Source organism: Allobosea sp. Root483D1 (assembly GCF_001429505.1).
In the GTDB taxonomy this organism is placed as follows: domain Bacteria; phylum Pseudomonadota; class Alphaproteobacteria; order Rhizobiales; family Beijerinckiaceae; genus Allobosea.
In genome coordinates, this window is the sequence record NZ_LMJW01000020.1 from 169894 (window position 1) to 190118 (window position 20225).

17 protein-coding genes are annotated in these 20225 nt (G+C 65.6%); 11 read left to right on the forward strand and 6 right to left on the reverse strand.

What is annotated here, in order from left to right:
- Positions 1-6: 6 nt before the first annotated feature.
- The 6 genes from ASE66_RS19445 to ASE66_RS19470 all read right to left on the reverse strand — a co-directional run bounded on the left by ASE66_RS19445 (position 7) and on the right by ASE66_RS19470 (position 8748).
- The gene (locus ASE66_RS19445; protein ID WP_057191366.1) at positions 7-1650 is read right to left on the reverse strand and encodes a Na+/H+ antiporter; all 1644 of its coding nucleotides are present in this window, start codon (positions 1648-1650) and stop codon (positions 7-9) included.
- A gap of 99 nt (positions 1651-1749) precedes the next feature.
- Entirely contained in the window at positions 1750-2682 is a 933-nt protein-coding gene (locus ASE66_RS19450; protein WP_057191367.1) for a 3-keto-5-aminohexanoate cleavage protein, read from the reverse strand.
- Positions 2683-2827: 145 nt separating this feature from the next.
- Positions 2828-3769 carry a 3-hydroxyacyl-CoA dehydrogenase gene (locus ASE66_RS19455; protein WP_057191368.1) on the reverse strand — a complete coding sequence of 314 codons (942 nt, stop codon included), beginning with the start codon at positions 3767-3769 and terminating at the stop codon, positions 2828-2830.
- A gap of 142 nt (positions 3770-3911) precedes the next feature.
- Positions 3912-6437 carry a branched-chain amino acid ABC transporter ATP-binding protein/permease gene (locus ASE66_RS19460; RefSeq protein WP_057191369.1) on the reverse strand — a complete coding sequence of 842 codons (2526 nt, stop codon included), beginning with the start codon at positions 6435-6437 and terminating at the stop codon, positions 3912-3914.
- 7 nt (positions 6438-6444) lie between these two features.
- Positions 6445-7320 carry a branched-chain amino acid ABC transporter permease gene (locus ASE66_RS19465; protein WP_057191370.1) on the reverse strand — a complete coding sequence of 292 codons (876 nt, stop codon included), beginning with the start codon at positions 7318-7320 and terminating at the stop codon, positions 6445-6447.
- Positions 7321-7488: 168 nt separating this feature from the next.
- Positions 7489-8748, reverse strand: coding sequence for an ABC transporter substrate-binding protein (locus ASE66_RS19470; protein WP_057191371.1), 1260 nt, complete (start codon positions 8746-8748; stop codon positions 7489-7491).
- A gap of 117 nt (positions 8749-8865) precedes the next feature.
- Here ASE66_RS19470 and ASE66_RS19475 point away from each other — a divergent pair, with 117 nt between their 5' ends.
- The 11 genes from ASE66_RS19475 to ASE66_RS19520 all read left to right on the forward strand — a co-directional run bounded on the left by ASE66_RS19475 (position 8866) and on the right by ASE66_RS19520 (position 20224).
- A complete protein-coding gene (locus ASE66_RS19475) occupies positions 8866-9627 on the forward strand; it encodes a GntR family transcriptional regulator (protein WP_082613586.1) in 762 nt (253 codons plus the stop codon).
- A 39-nt stretch (positions 9628-9666) separates the two neighbouring features.
- Entirely contained in the window at positions 9667-10443 is a 777-nt protein-coding gene (locus tag ASE66_RS19480; RefSeq protein WP_057191372.1) for an SDR family oxidoreductase, read from the forward strand.
- 198 nt (positions 10444-10641) lie between these two features.
- Positions 10642-11079, forward strand: coding sequence for an SxtJ family membrane protein (locus ASE66_RS19485; protein WP_057191373.1), 438 nt, complete (start codon positions 10642-10644; stop codon positions 11077-11079).
- A 13-nt stretch (positions 11080-11092) separates the two neighbouring features.
- Positions 11093-11242, forward strand: a complete 150-nt coding sequence (locus ASE66_RS32615) for a DUF5989 family protein (RefSeq protein WP_164470445.1) — start codon at positions 11093-11095, stop codon at positions 11240-11242.
- Between the two features lie 14 nt (positions 11243-11256).
- Positions 11257-13089 carry a carbamoyltransferase gene (locus ASE66_RS19490; RefSeq protein WP_057191374.1) on the forward strand — a complete coding sequence of 611 codons (1833 nt, stop codon included), beginning with the start codon at positions 11257-11259 and terminating at the stop codon, positions 13087-13089.
- Between the two features lie 40 nt (positions 13090-13129).
- The gene (gene asnB / locus ASE66_RS19495; protein ID WP_057191375.1) at positions 13130-15028 is read left to right on the forward strand and encodes an asparagine synthase (glutamine-hydrolyzing); all 1899 of its coding nucleotides are present in this window, start codon (positions 13130-13132) and stop codon (positions 15026-15028) included.
- Between the two features lie 105 nt (positions 15029-15133).
- Positions 15134-16159 carry an NAD-dependent 4,6-dehydratase LegB gene (locus ASE66_RS19500; protein ID WP_057191376.1) on the forward strand — a complete coding sequence of 342 codons (1026 nt, stop codon included), beginning with the start codon at positions 15134-15136 and terminating at the stop codon, positions 16157-16159.
- Entirely contained in the window at positions 16056-17348 is a 1293-nt protein-coding gene (locus tag ASE66_RS19505; protein ID WP_244494990.1) for a LegC family aminotransferase, read from the forward strand. The genes ASE66_RS19500 and ASE66_RS19505 overlap by 104 nt, the downstream gene beginning before the upstream one ends.
- On the forward strand, positions 17338-18522 hold the full coding sequence (neuC, locus tag ASE66_RS19510) for a UDP-N-acetylglucosamine 2-epimerase (protein ID WP_057191378.1): 1185 nt from the start codon (positions 17338-17340) through the stop codon (positions 18520-18522). Before ASE66_RS19505 ends, neuC begins: the two co-directional genes overlap by 11 nt.
- On the forward strand, positions 18522-19598 hold the full coding sequence (neuB, locus tag ASE66_RS19515) for an N-acetylneuraminate synthase (protein ID WP_057191379.1): 1077 nt from the start codon (positions 18522-18524) through the stop codon (positions 19596-19598). Before neuC ends, neuB begins: the two co-directional genes overlap by 1 nt.
- On the forward strand, positions 19595-20224 hold the full coding sequence (locus tag ASE66_RS19520) for an acetyltransferase (protein WP_057191380.1): 630 nt from the start codon (positions 19595-19597) through the stop codon (positions 20222-20224). The genes neuB and ASE66_RS19520 overlap by 4 nt, the downstream gene beginning before the upstream one ends.
- Position 20225 lies beyond the last annotated feature (1 nt).

Below are 20225 nucleotides of genomic sequence, written 5' to 3' on the forward strand. Positions count from 1 at the left end.
CGGCGATTAGTGCTGTCCGGTCTTCGTCTCGGCCAGTACGTCGTGCAGGACGAGCTCATGCGCCAGCGCGTTGAAGGTGGCGTCGTCGATCTCGCCTCTCTTGAGCAGGCCGCGCAGAGCCTCGCGCTCGGCCGCCAGTGCGGTGTGGCGCAGGGCACTTTCGGCCCGCTGCAGCACCACGGCTTCCTCGCGCGGTGTCTTGCCGTCGTCGAGGAGAGCGAGGCGGCGCCGATAGGTCGCGATCAAGCCCTCCGCCACCGCTTGGTCGACGGTGGCGGCGCCGTCGGTGCCGCCACGATGGGCGACGCTTTCCAGACGAGCGATCGCGGCTTCGGTGGCCGTGATCCGCGCCCGCCGCATCTCGGTGGCGTGGGCAGCCCCCTGGCCGGCGGCGAGCCCGCGCACGAGCGGCGGCAGGCCGATGCTGGCGATGACCAGCCAGAGCAGGATCACGCCCGCGGCCAGGAAGATAGCGGCGTCGCGTCCCGGAAAGGGCGAGCCGTCGAGTGCGAGAACCGGCAATGACAATACGCCGGCGAGCGTGACGGCGCCGCGCACGCCGGCGATCGAACCGGCGAACCGGGTTCGCGCCGTGGTGTGGATCGGCTGGAGACGAAGGCGCAGGACAATGGCGCGGCTCAACGCGATGGCGACGGTGATCCAGACAAAGCGCAGCAGGATCAGGCAGAGCGTCAGCGCGACGATGATGCCGAGCGGCTGCCAGAGCCAGTGCGTATCGATCAACGCTGGCGGGACGGTACGGATGATCGCCGGCAATTGCAGGCCGAGCAGGACGAAGAGCGTGCCGTTCAGGAGAAAGGCGAGCATCGTCCAGAAGGAGTGGGCGAGCATATAGGCGGAGACGCTGAGCTGGTTCGCGGTCCGCGTCCGCCCGACCGTCAGGCCGGCGACGACGGCGGCGAGCACGCCGGAGGCATGCACGGTTTCCGCCGCGAGGAAGGCGGCGAAAGGCAGGAGCATGATGACCAGAACCTGCGCCTCCGGCGCGATCCGGTCGAACTTCGCCAGCAGTTTCAGCGCCCAGGAGACGACGATGACAGCGAGCAGGCCGGCTGCGATACCGCCGGCGACAGCGAAGAGGAAGGCGAGCGAGGCCTGCCAGAGCGAGAAGCTGCCGGTCAGCGCAGCGGCGGTGGCGAAGCGGAAGATCACCAGGCCGGAGGCATCGTTGAGCAGCGATTCCCCTTCGAGCACGTGTATCAGGTCCTTCGGCACGCTCTCCTTGTCGACGATGGAAGAGACCGCGACGGCGTCGGTCGGCGAGAGCACGGCGGCGAATGCGAAGGCGACCGGCAACGGCATGGTCGGTACCAGCCAGTGCAAAGCGAGGCCGCAGAAGAGGGTGGTGAAGAAGACGAGACCGAAGGCGAGCGACAGGATGGGCCGCATCAGCCGGCGGTATTCACGCTTCGGCGCCTCCCAGGCATCGGCGAAGAGCAGCGGGGCGATGAAGAGCAGGAGGAAGAGCTCCGGCTCGATATGTGGGTGGAAGCCGGCCGTCGGCCAGGCCAGGGCAGCGCCGAGCGCGATCTGAACGATCGGCAGCGGGACGATCCTGAACAGCCGGGTCAGTGGCTGCGAGGCCACCACGGCCATGACCAGGATCAGGATGAAGGTGAAGGTCTGCATCGACTACGCGGCCGGCCCGGTTTGCTTTGGGGTCAGCTGCGAGGTTTATCCTACCGCTATCCGGCGCGCCAAGCGCGCCGGAGACGGTTCAGCGATATCTCAGAACGCGACCTTATCGGCGCCCTTGAGCTGGAGCTGCTCGCGGGCATCGTCCGGCGTCGCGATCTCGAGACCGAGGCCTTCGATGATCTTGCGGGCGGCGCGGACCTGGTCGGCATTCGACTTGGCGAGCTGGCCCGGGCCGAGCCAGAGCGAATCCTCCAGGCCGACGCGCAGGTTGCCGCCCATCGCGACCGCCATTGCCGCGATCGGGAGCTGGTGGCGGCCAGCGCCGAGCACCGACCAGTGATAGTCGTCGCCGAAGAGCCGGTCGGCCGTGCGCTTCATATGGGCGACGTCTTCCGGATGCGGGCCGATGCCGCCGAGCAGGCCGAAGACCGACTGGACGAAGAAGGGCGGCTTCACCAGCCCGCGATCGACGAAATGGGCCAGCGTATAGAGATGGCCGATGTCGTAGCACTCGATCTCGAAGCGCGTGCCGTTCTCGGCGCAGGTCGTCAGGATGTTCTCGATGTCCTTGAAGGTGTTCTTGAAGACGCGGTCATTCGAGCCTTCGAGATAGGGCCGCTCCCAATCGTGCTTGAACTCCTTGAAGCGGTTCAGCATCGGGTAGAGCCCGAAATTCATCGAGCCCATGTTGAGCGAGGCGACCTCGGGCTTGAAATGGGCGCAGGGTTTCAGCCGCTCCTCGACCAGCATGGTCGGGGCGCCGCCGGTGGTGATGTTGATCACGCAGTTCGAGCGCTGCTTGATCACCTTGAGGAAGGGCTCGAACGCCTCCGGCGACTGGTCGGGCTGGCCGGTGACCGGGTTGCGGGCGTGGACATGGACCAGCGCAGCGCCGGCCTCGGCCGCGCCGACCGCAGCGTCGATGATCTCCTCCGGCGTCACCGGCAGATAGGGCGACATGGAGGGGGTGTGGATCGCGCCGGTGACGGCGCAGGTGATGATGACTTTGCGGTTCTTGGCCATGGTCGGGGCTCCGGTCGGATAGGTAGGATTAGTATCGCGTCAGGTCGTCATTGCGAGGAGCGTTAGCGACGAAGCAATCCAGGGGACGTAGAGCACTGCGGCCCATGGATTGCTTCGCTGCGCTCGCAATGACGGCAGGTGTTACTCACGCCGGCTTGCGCTTTGCCGCGCGCTTATGGGCCTGCAGGGCGGCGAGACGGCTGTCGCGCCAGTCGCTCAGGCGCTTGACCCGCGAGGCCTCCTGCGCGCCGCGCCATTCGCGCATCACCTCGGCGACCGTCTCCGGCTTGAACGGGTTGCCGAGCCCCTCGGAGGATTTGACCATGCGGTCGAGCGACTCCGAATAGCGCGCGCAATAATCGGGGATGCCGCCCGGCGCATTGAGTTCGATCGTCTCGAACGGCCCCATGAACGACCAGCGCAAGCCGAGCCCGTCGCGGATCGTCTTGTCGACATCCTCGGCGCTGGCGACGCCCTCGCCGACGAGGCGGAACGCCTCGGCCAGCAACACCGCCTGCAAGCGGTTGAGCACGAAACCGGGCTTCTCCTTGCGCAGCATGATCGCGACCTGGCCGGCCTGTTCGTAGATGCGCTTGGCCTTGGCGACGATCTTGGGGTCGGTCCAGGGCGCCGGTGCCAGCTCGACGATCGGCACCAGATGCGGCGGGTTGACCGGGTGGGCGACGAGGCAGCGGGCGCGGCCCTTCAGCTCTTCCGAGAAGGTCGAGGCCATGATGAAGGAGGTCGAGGAGGCCAGGATCGCGGAAGCGGGCGCGAGCGCGTCCATCTGCGCGAAGAGTTCGCGCTTGGCCTCGACTGTCTCCGGCCCGTTCTCCTGCACCAGCGCGACGCCCTTGAGCGCATCGGCGAGGTCCCTGGCGACGCGGATGCGGGCGAGCGAGCCCTTGGGATCATCGACGAGGCCATGACCAGCGAGCTCCCTGAGGTTCTTGCCGATATGGACACGGGCGGCCTTGGCGGCGTCGGGCTTCACATCATGCAGCGCGACCTCGAAGCCGTGGCTGGCGAAGACGGTGGCCCAGGCGCGGCCGATCAGGCCGGAGCCGACGATGGCGATCTTGGTCATGCGGGGAGGTTCCGTGACAGGACGTGGCAAAGTGAAAAGCTGCCGTCATTCTCGGGCGAAGCGAAGCGCAGACCCGAGAACCTCCGGAGAGAGATGCTCGGGTCAGGCCCGAGCATGACGCACTGAACGGAGGGGCGGCACATCACAGCCAGAGCACCTGCCGCCTCAGCGCCAGGTCCTGGCTCAGCGCGCGCGAGGGGCCGGTATGGGTGACCTGGCCGCGCTCAAGCACGACGGTGCGGTCGGAGAGCGCCAGCGCGAGGTCGAGATGGTGGTCGACGATGACGATGGCGATCTCCTTCCGGAGCTTGTCGAAGGCCTCGAACAATTCCTCGACTACTGCCGGGGCCAGTCCCTCGAACGGCTCGTCGAGCAGCAGCACGCGGGTATCGCCGGAGAGCGCGCGCGCCACCGCCACCATCTGCTGTTCGCCGCCGGAAAGGTAGTCGGCCGGCGAATGCCAGCGCTGCTTGATGCGCGGGAAGAAGGCGAAGATCTTCTCGTCTTCCCAATGCGTGCCGTTGCCGGTGCGGCGGCGCAGGCGCCCGAGCTCCATATTGTCCTTGACGCTCATGCCGGCGAAGAGGCCACGGCCCTGCGGCACATAGGCAATGCCGGCGCGGGCGATCTGGGCCGGCGGCAGGCGAGCGATGTCGCTGCCGGCAAGGCTGATCGAACCGGAGGCTGGCGGCGCGATGCCGGTCACGGTCTTGAGCAGGGTCGACTTGCCGGCGCCGTTGCGGCCGAGCAGGGCGACGATCTCGTTCTCGTGGACGTCGAAGGTAACCTGCCGCAGGATGTGGCTCTTGCCGTAGAAGGTGTCGACGCCCGCCAGTCCGAGCAGGGCCTTGTCGCCGGCGGCGCTCTCGCGCGGCTTCTCGGCCAGCGCGTGGGCGCCGGAGCCGATGTAGACCTCCTGCACCTTGGGCGAGGAGCGGGCGTCCTCGACCGTGCCGTCGACCAGCACCGAGCCTTCGTTCATCACCGTGACATGGTCGGCGATGGCGAAGACGCGGTCTATGTCATGCTCGACCAGCAACACCGGCAACTCGGTCGAGATCGACTTGATCAGGTTGCCGACGCGCTCGCGCTCGGCCGCGGCGAGGCCGGCGAGCGGCTCGTCGAGCAGGAGGATGCGCGGGCTGGTGGCGAGCGCGAGCGACATGTCGAGCAGGCGTTGGCCGCCATAGCTGAGCGAGCCGGCCTCCGCCGTTTCGATGCCGGAGAGGCCCATGGTCGAGATGACCTGACGGGTCTCGTCATTGACCTGGTCGAGGGCGCCGGCTGACTGCCAGAGACCGAAGCGCTGGGCTGACCGGGCCTGCACGGCGAGCCGGACGTTCTCGGCGACCGAGAGTGTCGGGAACAGGTTGGTGATCTGAAAGGCGCGGCCGATACCGGCCCGGGTGATCGCTTCGGGCGAAAGGCCGGCGATGTCGCGATCGCGCAGCCGAACCTGCCCGCGGTCCGGCTTGAACAGGCCGGAGATCAGGTTGAACGCGGTGGTCTTGCCCGCGCCGTTGGGGCCGATCAGCGCATGCAGCTTCCGGTCGCGCATGGTGATGTCCACATTCTCGACCGCCTTGATGCCGCCGAAGCTCTTGGCGAGCCCGGTCGCGGTCAGGATGGTGCCGTCGCCGGCATCCCCAGGCTTCATGAAGGCGGGGAGTTCGACCGCGCCGGCCTTGCGGGCCGACATCGCCGCGTCCTCCGCGACCTGCTTGCGGAAAGGCTTGAGCAGGCGCTGGCCTACGCCGACGAGGCCGTCAGGCGAAAAGACGATGAAGGCGACGAAGAGCAGGCCGAACCAGAACAGCCAGTTCTCGGTGACGCTGGAGAGCAAGTCGCGGAAGACGACGAAGAAGAGCGCGCCGAGCGCCGGGCCGAGGAAGGAGCGCATGCCGCCGATCACCACCATCGCCAGCAATTCGCCGGAGAAGGCGACCGAGATCGGCTCGGCCGAGGTCATGCGGTTGTTGAAGAGCAGGAGCGTGCCGGCAAGGCCGGTGAGCGCGGCCGAGACGGTGAAGGCGACGAGCTTGTAGCGGTTCGTGGCATAGCCGAGGAAGCGGGCGCGCTGCTCGTTCTCGCGGATTGCGACGAGCACGGTGCCGACCGGCGAGCGATGGAAGCGCCAGAGCCCGTAGACCACGGCGAAGCCGATCGTCGCCACCAGCCCATAGAAGGGCAGGGCGGTCTCGAAATCGATGCCGGCGAAGAGCGGGCGCTTGATGCCGCCGAGACCGTCCTCGCCGCCGGTGACCGAGGTCCAGCGGAAGGCGACCGAATAGATCATGGCGGCGAGCGCCAGGGTCAGCAGCGAGAAATAGACGCCTTTGCGGCGCAGGATCAGGGCGCCGAAGGCGAAAGCGATGAGGGCGACGAGCGCGACCGCCAGCAGGATCGGCAAGGCGAACTGGCCGGGCAGCCAGTTGCGCTGGATCAGGCCGGCCGCATAGGCGGCAATGCCGAACCAGGCGCCATGACCGAAGGAGACGAGCCCGGTCGTGCCGACCAGCACATTGAGCGCCATGCAGGCGATGGCGAAGACGACGACCTCAGTGGCCGAGGTGGTGCCGAGCCCGACCGCATGCATCAGCGTGGGCAGGATGGCGAGGCCAATTACGGCGAGGACGAGCGGGAGGTAATCGCGCTGGGAGCTGGTCATGTCGTCCTCACTCGAAGCGCTGGATGCGCTCGCCGAACAGGCCGCGCGGACGGAAGAGCAGGACGAGCAGCATCATCAGGTAGATCACCGCGGTCGACCATTGCGTCAGGCCAAGGCCGATGGTGATGCCCTTGACCAGGCCGACCATCAGGGCGGCGACGACGACGCCCCAGAAGGAGCCGAGACCGCCGATGACGACGACGACGAAGGCCGGCGTGATGATCTCCTGGCCCATGGCCGGATGGATCGAATAGATCGGCGCGAGCAGCACGCCGGCAAGGCCGGCAAGGCCGATGCCGATGCCGGCGACCGTCATCATGTAAGGCTGGAGCGAGATGCCGAGCGCGCCGACCATGTCGGGGTTCTGCACGCCGGCGCGCACGACGCGGCCGAAGGCGGTGCGCTGCAAGAGGAACCAGAGGCCGAGCACGCAGGCCGCGGCGATCAGGATCAGTAGGGCCCGGTAGCGCGAATAGATGAAGTCGCCGATGAAGATCTGGCCGCGCAGCGCCGGCGGGATCGAGAAGGAGAGCGGCGGCGCGCCGAAGATCATGCGCAGCGACTGCTCGGCGACCATGGCGAGGCCGAAGGTCAGCAGCAGCGAGAGGATCGGGTCGGAGCGATAGAAGCGCTGGAACAGCCCGCGCTCGATGACGATGCCGATCAGCGCGACCAGCACAGGTGAGGCGATGATCGCGCCGCCGAAGCCGATATGCGGGGCGAGCACGATCGTGAGATAGGCGCCGATCGCATAGAAGGCGCCATGCGCCAGGTTGACGATGCCGCCGAGCGAGAAGATCAGCGACAGACCGAGCGCGATCAGGAGGTAATAGACCCCGTCGAGCAGCCCGTTCAGCACCTGCTGGATAAAAAGGGTGAGCAAGGGATGGCCTTTACGGGGTTGCGCGGTGGGGCGGTTTGCCGGGCGGAGGGCTCGTCATGCTCGGGCTCGACCCGAGCATCTCAGGCCGAAGGAGGCGCCAGCCGGCGCCTTCCCGTCATGAGATTCTCGGGTCTGCGCTTCGCTTCGCCCGAGAATGACGTAGGCGCCTCAGCTCATCTTGCAGACGGCTTCGTCGCCCTGGGTGGCGATGACCTCCATGTCCTCGTTCGGGCCGGGAACCGGGGCCGAGGAGGTGAAGAGGTCCCACTGGTTCTTGACCTGCGCCGCCGGCAAGGCGGTGATCGTGTACATCTCGCTGATCAGCTGGTGGTCGGAGGCGCGGAAATAGCCCTGGCGCGGCTTCATCACGTCGAACTTCGCGCCTTTTTCGAGGTGCTCGAGGATCTTGGCGGTGTCGGTCGACTTCAGCTCGTTCATCGACTGGGCCATGACCTTGACGCCGACATAGTCGCCCCAGGCCTGGTTCTCCGGCGGCTTGCCGTATTTCTTGGTGAAGGCGGCGACGAAGGCCTTGGTCGAGGGCGTGTCGATCAAATGATGCCAGACGCAGGGCCAAGTGCCGCCGAAATTGTCCTTGCCGGCGGCCCAGGCCAAAGCCGTGTCGAAGCCGAAGCCGGCGACCGGGAAGGTCAGGCCGAACTCGGAATACTGTTTGAGGAAGTTGGTGATCTGGTTGCCGGCGAGATTGGAGATGACGAGATCGGGCTTGGCCGCGCGAATCTCGAGCAGCAGCGCCGAGAAGTCGGTCGCATCCGTCGGGACCAGCTTGTCGGCGGCGAACTGGCCGCCATTGGCTTCCATGAAGCGCTTGGCGACCTTGCTGAGGTCATGGCCGAAGGCGTAGTCGGCGGTGAGCGAGAACCATTTCTTGCCCTTGACCAGCCCCTGGGCCAGCAGCGAGCGGCCGCAGCTCTTCACATACATCGAGTTCTGGTGCTCGACATGGAACATGTAGCGGTTGCAGCTCTCGCCGCGCAGGGCGTCGGAATTGCCGCCGGTGTTGAAGAAGAGCGTCTTGTTGCGGGCCGCGACCTGCGAGATCGTCAGGCAGGAGGCGGACGAGATCTCGCCGATGATGCAGGCGACCTTGTCGCGCTCGATCATGCGCTCGGCCTTGGTCGAGGCGGTCTGCGGGTTGACCGAGTCCTCCTTCAGCAATTCGAGCTTGCGGCCGTTGATGCCGCCGGCTGCGTTGATCTCCTCCGCGGCGAGATCGGCGGCCATGACGCCGTACTCGCCGAGCGGGCCCAGGAACCCGGTGCGTGGCGTCAGGTGCCCGAAGCGGACCGCATCCGCGCTCTGTGCGAGAATGACCGCCGGGCTGGCGATCAGGCCGGTGGCCACTCCGCCGAGTCCGACGAGCGTTTGGCGGCGTGAAAGACCCTTGATCCTTGACTGCTCTGACATGCGTTCCTCCCAGAACTATTCCGCGCGCTTTGGCGTCGGATTGCGTCGATCGTCATTTCGTTTGCGCGGTGTTGGAACCGCTTGTCGTGATCTGTGATCACAGTTAGGTTGGCAGACATGGTTGCCCGAGTCCAGCCCTCAGATGTGCCGCAAGCGCGGCCGGCCGCCTCCACTGCGGGGAAGGTCGGGGAGCTGTCGGCGCTCGACGAGGTCGGCTCGCTTCAGCACGAGACGCTGGGCGAGCGCGTCACCGGCGAGCTGAGGGCGCTGCTGATCGCCGGGCGGTTGGCCCCGGGCGAGAAGCTGTCGCTGCGCCGCGTCGCCGAGGCGCTCGGCGTCTCGATGATGCCGGTGCGCGAGGCCGTCAGCCGGCTGGCTGCCGACAAGGCGCTGGAGGTTCTGCCAGGGCGGGCGGTGAGGGTGCCGGTGCTGACGCAGGCGCAGTTCCGCGAGCTGACCCGGATCAGGCTGGTGGTAGAGGGCTTCGCCGCCGAGGAGGCGACGAAGGTGATCACCGACGCGCAGATCGCCGTGGTCGCCCGGCACGAGGCAGCGTTCCTGGCCGCAGCAAAGGACCCGCCGGACCCGGCTGCGGCGGTCGCTGCCAATCGCGACCTGCATTTCGCGCTCTATGAGGCGGCCGGCATGCCCTCGCTGATCGAGATGATCGGGCGGCTCTGGCTCAAGGCCGGGCCTGTCCTCAATCTCGACATGCGGCACGAGCCGCGCCGGCTCGACGGCGGCAGCGCCGTCGTCGCGCATGCGCAATTGCTGGAGGCGCTGCGGCGGCGCGATCCGGTGGCGGCGAGGCAGGCGCTGGTCGAGGACATCAGTGCTGCAGCGGACCATATCGAACGGACGGCGCGGCTGGCGGAGTAGCCGGTCGCCTGAAGAACGACGGAAAAGGGGACGGAAACGATGGATCTGACGATCAAGGGCCTGCGCGTGCTGGTGACGGCCGGCGCCAACGGCATCGGCCGCGCCACGGCCCGCGCCTTCGCGGCGGAGGGCGCCAGGGTTCATATCTGCGACGTCGACGAGAAGGCGCTCGCCGAGATGGCTGAGAGCGATCCGGCGATCACGCGCTCGGTCTGCGACGTCTCCGACCGCAAGGCGGTGGCGCGGCTGTTCGAGGAGGCGCTGGCGGCGCTCGGCGGGCTCGACTGCCTCGTCAACAATGCCGGCATCGCCGGGCCGACCGGGCGTGTCGACGAGATCGCCCCCGAGGACTGGGATAGCTGCGTGGCGATCGACCTGACCGGCCAGTTCAACTGCACGCGGCTCGCCGTGGAGCATCTGAAGCAGTCGCAGAACGCCTCGATCGTCAATCTCTCGAGCCAGGCCGGCAAGCACGGCTTTCCGCTGCGCTCGCCCTATGCAGCGGCAAAATGGGGCGTGATCGGCTTCACCAAGGCGCTCTCGGCCGAGCTCGGCGAGTTCGGCATCCGCGCCAACGCGATCTGCCCGGGCCTCGTCGACGGTCCCCGCATCCAGAGCGTGATCGCCAACAAGGCGCGCTCGATGAACGTCTCGCATGAGGAGATGACGGACCGGCTCTTCGCCGGCGTCTCGATCAAGCAGTTCGTCGATCCCAATGACATCGCCAAGCAGATCGTCTTCCTGGCCTCGCCCTTCGCCAAGACGATCTCGGGCCAGGAGGTCTCGGTCTGCGGCGATACGCGGATGCTGAGCTGAGCGGGAATGTCGTCATTCTCGGGCGAAGCGAAGCGCAGACCCGAGAATCTCATGACAAGAAGGCGCCAGACGCCTCATCCGGCCTGAGATGCTCGGGGCAAGCCCGAGCATGACGTGCTGGTGGCTGCGGCGATCTGCTCGCCCTGTACCTTCGTCCCCGGATCGCCTAGAGCATGCCGCCTGAACAGGAGCGGCGGCTTGTCGAAGGGCGTCCATCACGAATTCGGGGCCGGAGCCGGCCATGACGATACCGAAGGGTCGAGCGATCGCTCCTTCGGCTTCGTCTTCGCGGCCGTCTTCGCGCTGATCGGCCTCTATAATCTCTGGCATTGGGGCCGGGCGTGGCCCTGGCTCGGGTTGATTTCTGCCGGCTTCCTCGCCGTCGCGCTGATCCGGCCGGCGGTACTGGCGCCGCTGAACAGGCTCTGGATGAAGTTCGGCCTGCTGCTGGCCATGATCATCAACCCGATCGTGCTTGGCATCCTGTTCTTCCTCGTCTTCACGCCGATGGCGTTTGTCGCCCGGCTTGTCGGCAAGGACTTCCTTCGGCTGAAGAAGCAGCCGGAGGCGAAGAGCTACTGGATCGTCCGCGATCCACCGGGACCGGAGCCGGTCTCGATGAAAGATCAATTCTGACCTGGATAGACCAATGTCGTTCCTGCGCGAGTTCTTCCGCTTCATGGCGGCGCGAAAGAAGTTCTGGCTGGTGCCGATCCTCTTGATGTGCGTGCTGCTCGGCGGCCTGCTCTTCCTGACCAAGGGCAGCGCAATCGCGCCCTTCATCTACACGCTGTTCTGAGCGTCCCGGCCGCGATGCGCATTCTCGGGATATCGGGGCTCTACCATGACAGCGCGGCCGCGCTGGTCGTCGATGGGCGGATCGAGGCGGCGGCGCAGGAGGAGCGCTTCACGAGGCGGAAGCACGACGCCGAGTTTCCCAAGCATGCGGTCGAGTACTGCCTCTCGGTCGCCGGCTGCGGCCTCGATCAGCTCGATGCGGTCGTCTTCTACGACAAGCCCTTCATCAAGTTCGAGCGCCTGCTCGAGACCTATCTCTCCTTCGCGCCTGCTGGATTCACCTCGTTCCGCATGGCGATGCCGCTGTGGCTGCGCGAAAAGCTGTTCCAGAAGCAGATCATCGCGAGGGAATTGAAGAAGCTCTCGCCCGGCTTCGACATCGAGAAGCTGCTCTTCACCGAGCACCATCTCTCGCATGCGGCCTCGGCCTTCTATGCGTCCCCCTTCGAGGAGGCGGCGATCCTGACCATGGACGGCGTCGGCGAATGGGCGACGATGACGCTCGCCATCGGCAAGGGCAGCGACCTCAAGGTTCACAAGGAGCTGCATTTCCCGCATTCGCTCGGGCTGCTCTACTCGGCAGTGACCTATTACATTGGCTTCAAGGTCAATTCCGGCGAGTACAAGGTCATGGGGCTGGCGCCCTATGGCGAGCCGCGTTTCGCCAAGCTGATGCTGGAGAAGCTCGTCGACCTGAAGGAGGACGGCTCCTTCCAGCTCGACCAGAGCTATTTCAACTATGGTGTCGGCCTGACCATGACCAACGCCAAGTTCGCCGCCCTGTTCGGCGAGCCGGTGCGTGGGCCCGAGCAGTTGCTGACCCAGTTCCATATGGACATGGCCGCCTCGATCCAGGCGGTGACCGAGGAGATCGTGCTCAGGCTGGCGCGCTCCATTCGCGCCGAGACCGGGCAAAAGAATCTCTGTCTCGCCGGTGGCGTCGCGTTGAACTGCGTCGCCAATGGCAAGCTCCTGCGAGAGGGCATTTTCGATGGGCTCTGGATCCAGCCGGCGGCGGGCGACGCCGGCGGAGCGCTCGGCGCGGCGCTCGCCGGCTATCACCTCTTTCACGGCAAGCCGCGCGAGGTGCCCGTCAGCGGCGACGCGATGCGCGGCAGCTATCTCGGGCCGGAGTTCAGCCAAGCCGAGATCGAGGCCGAGCTGACGGCCGCCGGGGCGAAGTTCACGGCGATGGGCGATGCCACCCTGATCGAGTCGACAGCGCAGGGGCTCGCCGATGGCAAGGCGGTCGGCTGGATGCAGGGGCGGATGGAGTTCGGGCCGCGCGCGCTCGGCGGCCGCTCGATCCTCGGCGACCCGCGCTCTCCGGCGATGCAGAAGACGCTCAACCTCAAGGTGAAGTACCGCGAGAGCTTCCGGCCCTTCGCGCCCTCGGTGCTGCGCGAGGACGTCGCCGACTGGTTCGAGCTCGACGGCGATTCGCCCTACATGCTGCTGGTTGCCGATGTGCGCGAGGGGCTGCGGCGCGAGATGACGGACGAGGAGAAGGCCCTCTTCGGCATCGACAAGCTGAACGTGCCGCGCTCGACGATCCCCGCCGTCACCCATGTCGATTATTCGGCCCGTATCCAGACTGTCCATGCCGAAACGAACCCGCGCTATCACCAGCTGATCTCGCGTTTCAAGGCGCTGACCGGCTGCCCGGTCGTGGTCAACACCTCCTTCAACGTCCGCGGCGAGCCGATCGTCTGCACGCCGGGCGATGCGTTCCGCTGCTTCATGGGCTCGGAGATCGAGCTCCTCGTCGTCGGTAATTGCCTGCTGCTCAAGGAGGAGCAGGACCCGGCGCTCAAGCTCGACTACAAGGACGCCTTCGAGCTCGATTGAGCAGCGCGGGACAATGGGAACCTGATAGGAACCTTCGCTCATGTGCGGTCTGTTTGCTTCAATCGGCTTCGAGCCTGATCCGGCGCGCATCGATATCGTCGCGCACCGTGGCCCCGACGGACGCGGCTGGCAGACCTATGCCAGCTCCGCCGGCCCGGTGGCGCTCGGCCATCGCCGACTCGCCATCATCGACGTCTCCGATGCCGGCCTGCAGCCGATGCCGGATGTTTCGGAGCGCTATCACCTCGTCTTCAACGGCGAGATCTACAATTACATCGAGCTCCGCGACGAGATGCGGGCGAAGGGCGAGGTCTTCGTCAGCGAATCCGATTCCGAGGTGCTGCTGCGCGCCTATATGCTCTGGGGTGCCGACGCCCTGCCGCGCCTGCGCGGCATGTTCGCCTTCCTGATATGGGACGCCCGCGACAAGACGCTGTTTGCAGCACGCGATCGCTACGGCATCAAGCCGCTCTATCTGTTTGCGACGCCGCGCGGCTCGGCCTTCGCCTCGGAGATCAAGCAGTTGCTCGGCCTGCCCGGGATGAGCGGCCGGATGAATGTCGCCCGCGTGCATGATTTCCTCGCCTCCGGTGTCTCCGACCACACGTCCGAGACGATGTACGAGGGCGTGACGCAGATTCGCGGCGGCGAATGCGCCCTGGTCGATGCCAGCCGCTCTGGTCCCGTCGATGTCGCGGTGAGGCGCTGGTATCCGCCGGCAGCCGGGGAGCTGTCGCTGTCGGAAGGCGAGGCGGCCGAGCGCTTCCGCGACCTGTTGACCGAAGCCGTCCGGCTGCATCTGCGTTCCGACGTGCCTGTCGGCTCCTGTCTGTCGGGCGGCCTCGATTCCTCTTCGATCGTCTGCCTGATGTCGAACATGATGGGGTCGACTGCGGGCGGCGCGAAGGTCAACACGGTTTCGGCCTGCTATGCCGAAAAGAGCGTGGATGAGAAGCCGTTCATGGACGCGGTGGTGGCGCATGCGCACACCGAGCCGCATTTCGTCTTCCCCAGGGCGGACGACGTGTTCCAGCGCGCTTCCGACATCACCTGGCATCAGGACGAGCCCTTCGGCTCGACCTCGATCTTCGCGCAATGGTGCGTATTCGAGGAGGCACATCGCGTCGGCGTCAAGGTCATGCTGGACGGGCAGGGAGCCGACGAGCAACTCGCCGGCTACCATGGCGGCTTCGCCTATTACATGGCAGATCTGACCCGACGCGGGCAGTTCGGCCGGCTGCTGCGCACCATGGTCGAGCGCAATCGCTACCACGGAACCTCGATCTACGAGCAGATCCGCACTCATCTCGTGCCGTTGCTGCCGCTGGGGCTGGCCGGTATGCTGCGCCGCCAGCACCGGGCGTTGAGCCGGCATGACTGGCTCGGCACCGAGATGTTGCGGCAGCGGGGCAATCCTCGCACCGCGACCGAACTCGCCAACGATGTGCTCGGCCTGCCGGCCGCGACCGATATCAGGTCGCTGTGCATGACGCTGGCCTATGGCTCCAACCTCGCCATGCTGCTGCATTGGGAGGACCGCAACTCGATGGCGCATTCGATCGAGGCGCGCGTGCCTTTTCTCGATCACCCGCTGGTCGAGTTCAGTCTGGCGCTTGGCAACGACCACAAGATCGTTGGCGGCGACACCAAGCGCGTCTTGCGCCGTGGGATGAAGGGCATTCTACCCGAGGCCGTTCGCGAGCGGCGCGACAAGCTCGGCTTCGCGACGCCCGAGCAGATCTGGTTCCGCGGGCCGTTGCGCGGTCTGGTCGAAGAGGGGATCGAGAAGACGCTCGCACTCTATCCGGAGCTGATGAACGCTAAAGGCGTAAGGTCATTGGCCAAGGAGATGCTCGATGGTGCGCGTCCGCTCGACTTCACTCTTTGGCGGATCGTCAATCTCGGTATGTGGGGCGCGCGGAGCGGAGTGACGAGCTAACTTGTGGCGCTCCGGCTCGGCGGGAGTTCGCCTTGCCTGCGTTCGTCATAAGCACTATGCGCTGCTCTGCCGAGGCGCCGTCAGCGATTATCAGGGACAGGGACGATGGATCTGGATTTAGGCCAACTGCGTGACGCAAAGATCCTCGTGACCGGATCCGATGGCTTTATCGGGTCTCATCTTGTGGAAACCCTCGTTCGGGCCGGATGCAGCGTCCGGGCGTTTGCCCTGTATAATTCTTTCAGCTCTGCCGGTTGGCTCGACACTGCCGACGAAGCAGTTCGCAATCGGATCGAATTTTTCTTCGGCGATATCCGCGATCCCAACGGCGTGCGGGATGCGATGCGCGGCTGCGACATTGTCCTGCATCTCGCGGCACTGATCTCGATCCCGTTCTCCTACCACTCGCCCGACACCTACGTTGACACGAACATCAAGGGGACACTGAACGTCGTCCAGGCGGCACGGGATCTCGGCGTTCGGCGCGTCGTTGCTACCTCCACGAGCGAAGTCTACGGAACCGCCCGCTTCGTCCCGATCACGGAAGAGCATCCACTCCAGGGACAGTCGCCCTATTCAGCGTCGAAGATTGGCGCCGACCAGATCGCGCTGTCGTTCCATGCCGCCTTCAACACTCCCGTCGTCGTGCTGCGTCCCTTCAACACCTATGGGCCGCGCCAGTCGACGAGGGCGGTCATCCCGACGATCATCACCCAGATCGCGGCGGGGCAGCGCTCGATCAAGCTCGGCGCGCTTCACCCCACCCGGGACTTCTCCTTCGTCGAAGACACCGTGCGCGGCTTCATCGCTGCGGCGCGCGACGACAGCGCGGTGGGCCAGGTCGTCAATGTCGGCAGCGGCTTCGAGATCTCCATCGGCGATACTGCGAAGCTGATCGCCGAGGTCATGGGCGCCGACATCGATATCCAAACGGACGAAACCCGGTTGCGCCCCGAAGCCAGCGAGGTCGAGCGGCTCTATGCCGGCATCGAGAAGGCGAAGAAGACCATGAACTGGTCGCCCATCTATGGCGGCGTGGAAGGCTTCAAGCGCGGGATGGCGAAGACCGTTGACTGGTTTACAAAGCCGGAGAATCTGGCTCGGTACCGGCACACACAGTACAATATTTGACGAAGCAAGATCTGGCCGCTCCATGAACCTCACCGCAATCATCGACGCCATCCGTGATGTCGCCGCGCCGGGCAATCAGCGCGTCGCGCTGCATGAGCCGCGCTTCGCAGGCAAGGAATGGGACTATGTGAAGGACTGTCTCGATACGGGATGGGTCTCGTCGGTCGGCCAGTATGTCGACCGGTTCGAACGGGACCTGGCGCGGACATGCGGGGTCCAACATGCCGTCGCCGTGGTCAACGGGACCGCTGCGCTGCACATGGCGTTCCTCGCCGCCGGTGTAAAGGCGGGCGACGAAATCCTGATGCCGACCCTGACCTTCGTCGCGACGGCCAACGCTGCAAGCCACGCCGGCGCTATCCCGCATTTCGTCGACAGCGACGAGATCAGCCTGGGCATCGCCCCGGCCAAGCTGGCCGAGCATCTCTCGAAGATTGCGCAGAGGACCGATGCAGGGGTTGTGAACACTCTGACAGGTCGCCGGATCGCCGCGATCGCTCCGATGCACACCTTCGGGCATCCGGTCGACATGGAGCCGCTCACCGAGCTTGCCCGCGACTGGGGAATCCTCGTGGTCGAGGACGCAACGGAGTCCCTTGGGAGCCTCTACAAGGGCAAGCCGACCGGATCGCTCGCGCCGATCGCGACGCTGAGCTTCAACGGCAACAAGGTCGTGACGACGGGCGGCGGCGGCGCGGTCCTGACCGACGATCCCGAGTTGGCCCGCCGTGTCAAGCACCTGACCACGACGGCCAAGAAGCCGCATCAATGGGCTTTCCTGCACGACGAGATCGGCTTCAATTACCGGTTGCCGAACATCAATGCGGCGTTGGGGTGCGCGCAGCTCGAGCAGCTCGACGGCTTCCTGTCGGCCAAACGGCGCCTGGCTGAAGCCTACCGGCAGAGATTTGGGTCGGTGGAAGGCTGCAGCTTTGTCCAGGAGCCCGGCTACGCGCGCTCCAACTTCTGGCTGAACGCCATCATGCTCGATGACGATCATGTCTCGCTGCGCGACGAGGTTTTGCGGCTGAGCAACGAAGCTGGGCTGATGACGCGTCCGTGCTGGGAGCTCATGCACCGCTTGCCGATGTATTGCGACAACCCGCGCATGGATGTCGCGAGCGCCGAGAGGATCGCAGCCAGGCTGATCAACATCCCGTCCAGCGCTGTCCTGGCCGATGGTCTCTGAGCCGACCTTCGCCTCGTCGTTCCGAAAGATCTGCGTCGTTACGGGAAGCCGCGCGGACTATGGATTGCTGTCCTCTCCCATGGCTGCGATCGCGCGGGAGGACAGGCTCCGGTTGCAGGTCATCGCAACCGGCCAGCATCTCGTAAGTGGCTCGGGCGAGACCATCGCGTCGATCGAAGTGGACGGATTCAAGGTCGATCGCATCGTCCCGCTGGACATCGAGCGTGACGGTCCCCTCGATGTCACCAAAGGCATGGGGCGGGGATTGATCGGGTTCGCCGAAGCCTTCGCTGCGTTGAAGCCGGACATCCTGCTGGTGCTCGGCGATCGCTATGAAATCCTTGCCGCCGCCGCCGCCGCACTGCTGGCGAGGCTGCCGGTGGCCCATATCGCCGGCGGAGATGTCACGACGGGCGCTGTCGACGATTCGATCCGCCACGCTCTGACGAAGCTGTCCCATGTCCATTTCGCGACGAACGCCGATTCAGCTCGCCGGATAAGGCAACTGGGCGAGGACCCGGCGCATGTCCACGTCGTCGGTAGTCCCGGCATCGACAACATCCTGACGACACCGCGGCTGACGCGAGCGGAGCTGTTCGAGTCGATCGGCCTCGACCCGCGCAGGCGCAATCTGCTCTTGACCTTCCATCCGGAGACCGCAACCGGCGACAGCGCCGGCCAAATGCAACAGCTCCTGGGTGCGCTGGAAGACCTCACGGCCGATGTCGGCCTCATCTGCACCGGCAGCAATATCGACGTCGAAGGCGCCACGTTGACGCGGATGATGAAGACGTTCGCCGCGTCTCGCGAGAATGCGGTCTTCGTGCCGTCGCTCGGTCAGAAGCGCTATTACAGCGCGATGCGATATGTCGATGCCGTGGTCGGCAACTCCTCGAGCGGTCTCTACGAAGCGCCTTCTTTCACCATTCCAACGGTCAACATCGGGATGCGTCAGGATGGCAGGCTCAAGGCGCGATCGGTCATCGACTGCGCCTGTGAACGGAGCGCGATCTCGGCCGCGATCCAGCGCGCCTTCGCTCTCGATTGCAAGGGTGTGGTAAACCCTTACGGCGATGGAGCGACGGGAGCGCGCATTGCTGGAATACTGGCGGACATCCGGGAGCCGACAGAACTGCTCGTGAAGCGGTTTCACGACTTGCCAGGAGAGTTTTAATGTCGCCAACGCTGATCATCGCAGAAGCAGGCGTCAATCATAACGGGTCTCTGGACCTGGCATTGAGCCTGATCGAAGCTGCGGCTCAGGCAGGTTCCGATATCGTCAAGTTTCAGTCGTTCACGGCCGCAAAACTGGTCCGCAAGGACGCTGCCAAGGCAGCCTATCAAGTCGCGAACACGGGTAATACCGAGACGCAATTCGCCATGCTGCGCCGGCTCGAGCTTAGCGACACCGCGCACCGGAGCATATCTGAACACTGCGCCGCGAACGGCATCGAGTTCCTGTCGTCGCCTTTCGATATCGAGAGCCTTCGATTCCTGCTGGATCACTGCGATCTGAAGCGGGTCAAGCTGGGTTCGGGCGAGATCACCAACGGGCCGCTCCTGCTCGAGGTCGCTCGCAGCGGCAAGCCTCTGATCCTGTCCACCGGAATGGCGACGCTGGGCGACATAGAGCAGGCGCTGGCGGTGCTGTGCTTCGGCTATGTGACAACGCAAGGGGCTCCAACCCACGAGCTGTTGCTGGAGGCACTCGGCGATGCCGCGGCCAGGCGTGTCGTCGCCGAGAAGGTCACGCTCCTACACTGCACGACCGAGTACCCGGCTCCGCTGGGCGAGGTGAATTTGCGTGCGATGGATACCCTGCGGGACGCATTCGGACTGAGCACGGGCTATTCGGACCACACCGACGGGTTCGAGATCAGCGTCGCCGCCGCCGCCCGGGGCGCGAGCGTCATCGAGAAGCATTTCACGCTGGACAAGACCTTGCCGGGGCCGGACCACATCGCCTCGCTCGAGCCGTCGGAATTGACCGCCATGGTCCGCGCCATCCGCAATGTCGAGATGGCCCTGGGCGAGCGGACCAAGGCGCCGACGCCGACCGAGCGGCGAAACTTGTCAGTGGCGCGCAAGAGCATTGTGGCCGCCAGGGATATCGCTGCCGGGGTGACCCTGAGCGCCGACGACCTCGACGTCAAACGCCCAGGCAATGGGCTTTCGCCGATGCTGATCTGGGAGCTCATCGGGAGCAGGGTCGGGCGGGACTACAAGACCGACGAGCCGATCGAGCGATGAGAAAGCCGGTCGTCATCCTCGGAGGAGGCGGCCACGCAAGGGTCGTTCTGGACACGTTGCGACGACTGGATATCGAGGTTGTCGGTCTGGTTGGCCCGGAGCCGCCACGCTGGGGTGACTCGGTGCCCTATCTAGGCGACGATGATGCACTCCGTGCATTCGAGCCCAGTACCGTGAGACTGGTCAATGGCCTGGGCTCGATCGGCCGCACGCGGCGCAGGCAGGATCTATTCTCGCGGTTCAAGAGCGCGGGGTTCAGCTTCGAGACTCTCGTCGATCCAACCGCTTTGGTTTCTCCATCGGCGGAACTTGGCGAGGGGGTCCAGGTACTCGCTGCGGCCGTGGTCCAGGCCGGCGTGCGGATCGCTGCCAACTCCATCGTCAACACCGGCGCCATCGTTGAGCACGACACCATCATCGGCGAGCATGGTCATGTCGCCCCTCGCGCCGTGCTCTCGGGTGGAATCGAGGTTGGAAATGGCAGTCATATCGGGGTAGGAGCAACCGTCATCCAGGGGATCGTGCTCGGCGACGATGTCGTCGTGGCCGCTGGGGCGGTAGTCATACGCAATGTCGAGTCTGGCGCGACGGTAGCCGGTGTGCCAGCCAGAATCATAAGCAGGTAGG

Bases quoted from the DNA above. Each gene is read 5' to 3' on its own strand.
- ASE66_RS19445 (WP_057191366.1), bottom strand. From the start codon at position 1,650: ATGCAGACCTTCACCTTCATCCTGATCCTGGTCATGGCCGTGGTGGCC.
- ASE66_RS19450 (WP_057191367.1), bottom strand. From the start codon at position 2,682: ATGGCCAAGAACCGCAAAGTCATCATCACCTGCGCCGTCACCGGCGCG.
- ASE66_RS19455 (WP_057191368.1), bottom strand. From the start codon at position 3,769: ATGACCAAGATCGCCATCGTCGGCTCCGGCCTGATCGGCCGCGCCTGG.
- ASE66_RS19460 (WP_057191369.1), bottom strand. From the start codon at position 6,437: ATGACCAGCTCCCAGCGCGATTACCTCCCGCTCGTCCTCGCCGTAATT.
- ASE66_RS19470 (WP_057191371.1), bottom strand. From the start codon at position 8,748: ATGTCAGAGCAGTCAAGGATCAAGGGTCTTTCACGCCGCCAAACGCTC.
- ASE66_RS19475 (WP_082613586.1), top strand. From the start codon at position 8,866: ATGGTTGCCCGAGTCCAGCCCTCAGATGTGCCGCAAGCGCGGCCGGCC.
- ASE66_RS19480 (WP_057191372.1), top strand. From the start codon at position 9,667: ATGGATCTGACGATCAAGGGCCTGCGCGTGCTGGTGACGGCCGGCGCC.
- ASE66_RS32615 (WP_164470445.1), top strand. From the start codon at position 11,093: ATGTCGTTCCTGCGCGAGTTCTTCCGCTTCATGGCGGCGCGAAAGAAG.
- ASE66_RS19490 (WP_057191374.1), top strand. From the start codon at position 11,257: ATGCGCATTCTCGGGATATCGGGGCTCTACCATGACAGCGCGGCCGCG.
- asnB (WP_057191375.1), top strand. From the start codon at position 13,130: ATGTGCGGTCTGTTTGCTTCAATCGGCTTCGAGCCTGATCCGGCGCGC.
- ASE66_RS19500 (WP_057191376.1), top strand. From the start codon at position 15,134: ATGGATCTGGATTTAGGCCAACTGCGTGACGCAAAGATCCTCGTGACC.
- ASE66_RS19505 (WP_244494990.1), top strand. From the start codon at position 16,056: ATGGCGGCGTGGAAGGCTTCAAGCGCGGGATGGCGAAGACCGTTGACT.
- neuC (WP_057191378.1), top strand. From the start codon at position 17,338: ATGGTCTCTGAGCCGACCTTCGCCTCGTCGTTCCGAAAGATCTGCGTC.
- neuB (WP_057191379.1), top strand. From the start codon at position 18,522: ATGTCGCCAACGCTGATCATCGCAGAAGCAGGCGTCAATCATAACGGG.
- ASE66_RS19520 (WP_057191380.1), top strand. From the start codon at position 19,595: ATGAGAAAGCCGGTCGTCATCCTCGGAGGAGGCGGCCACGCAAGGGTC.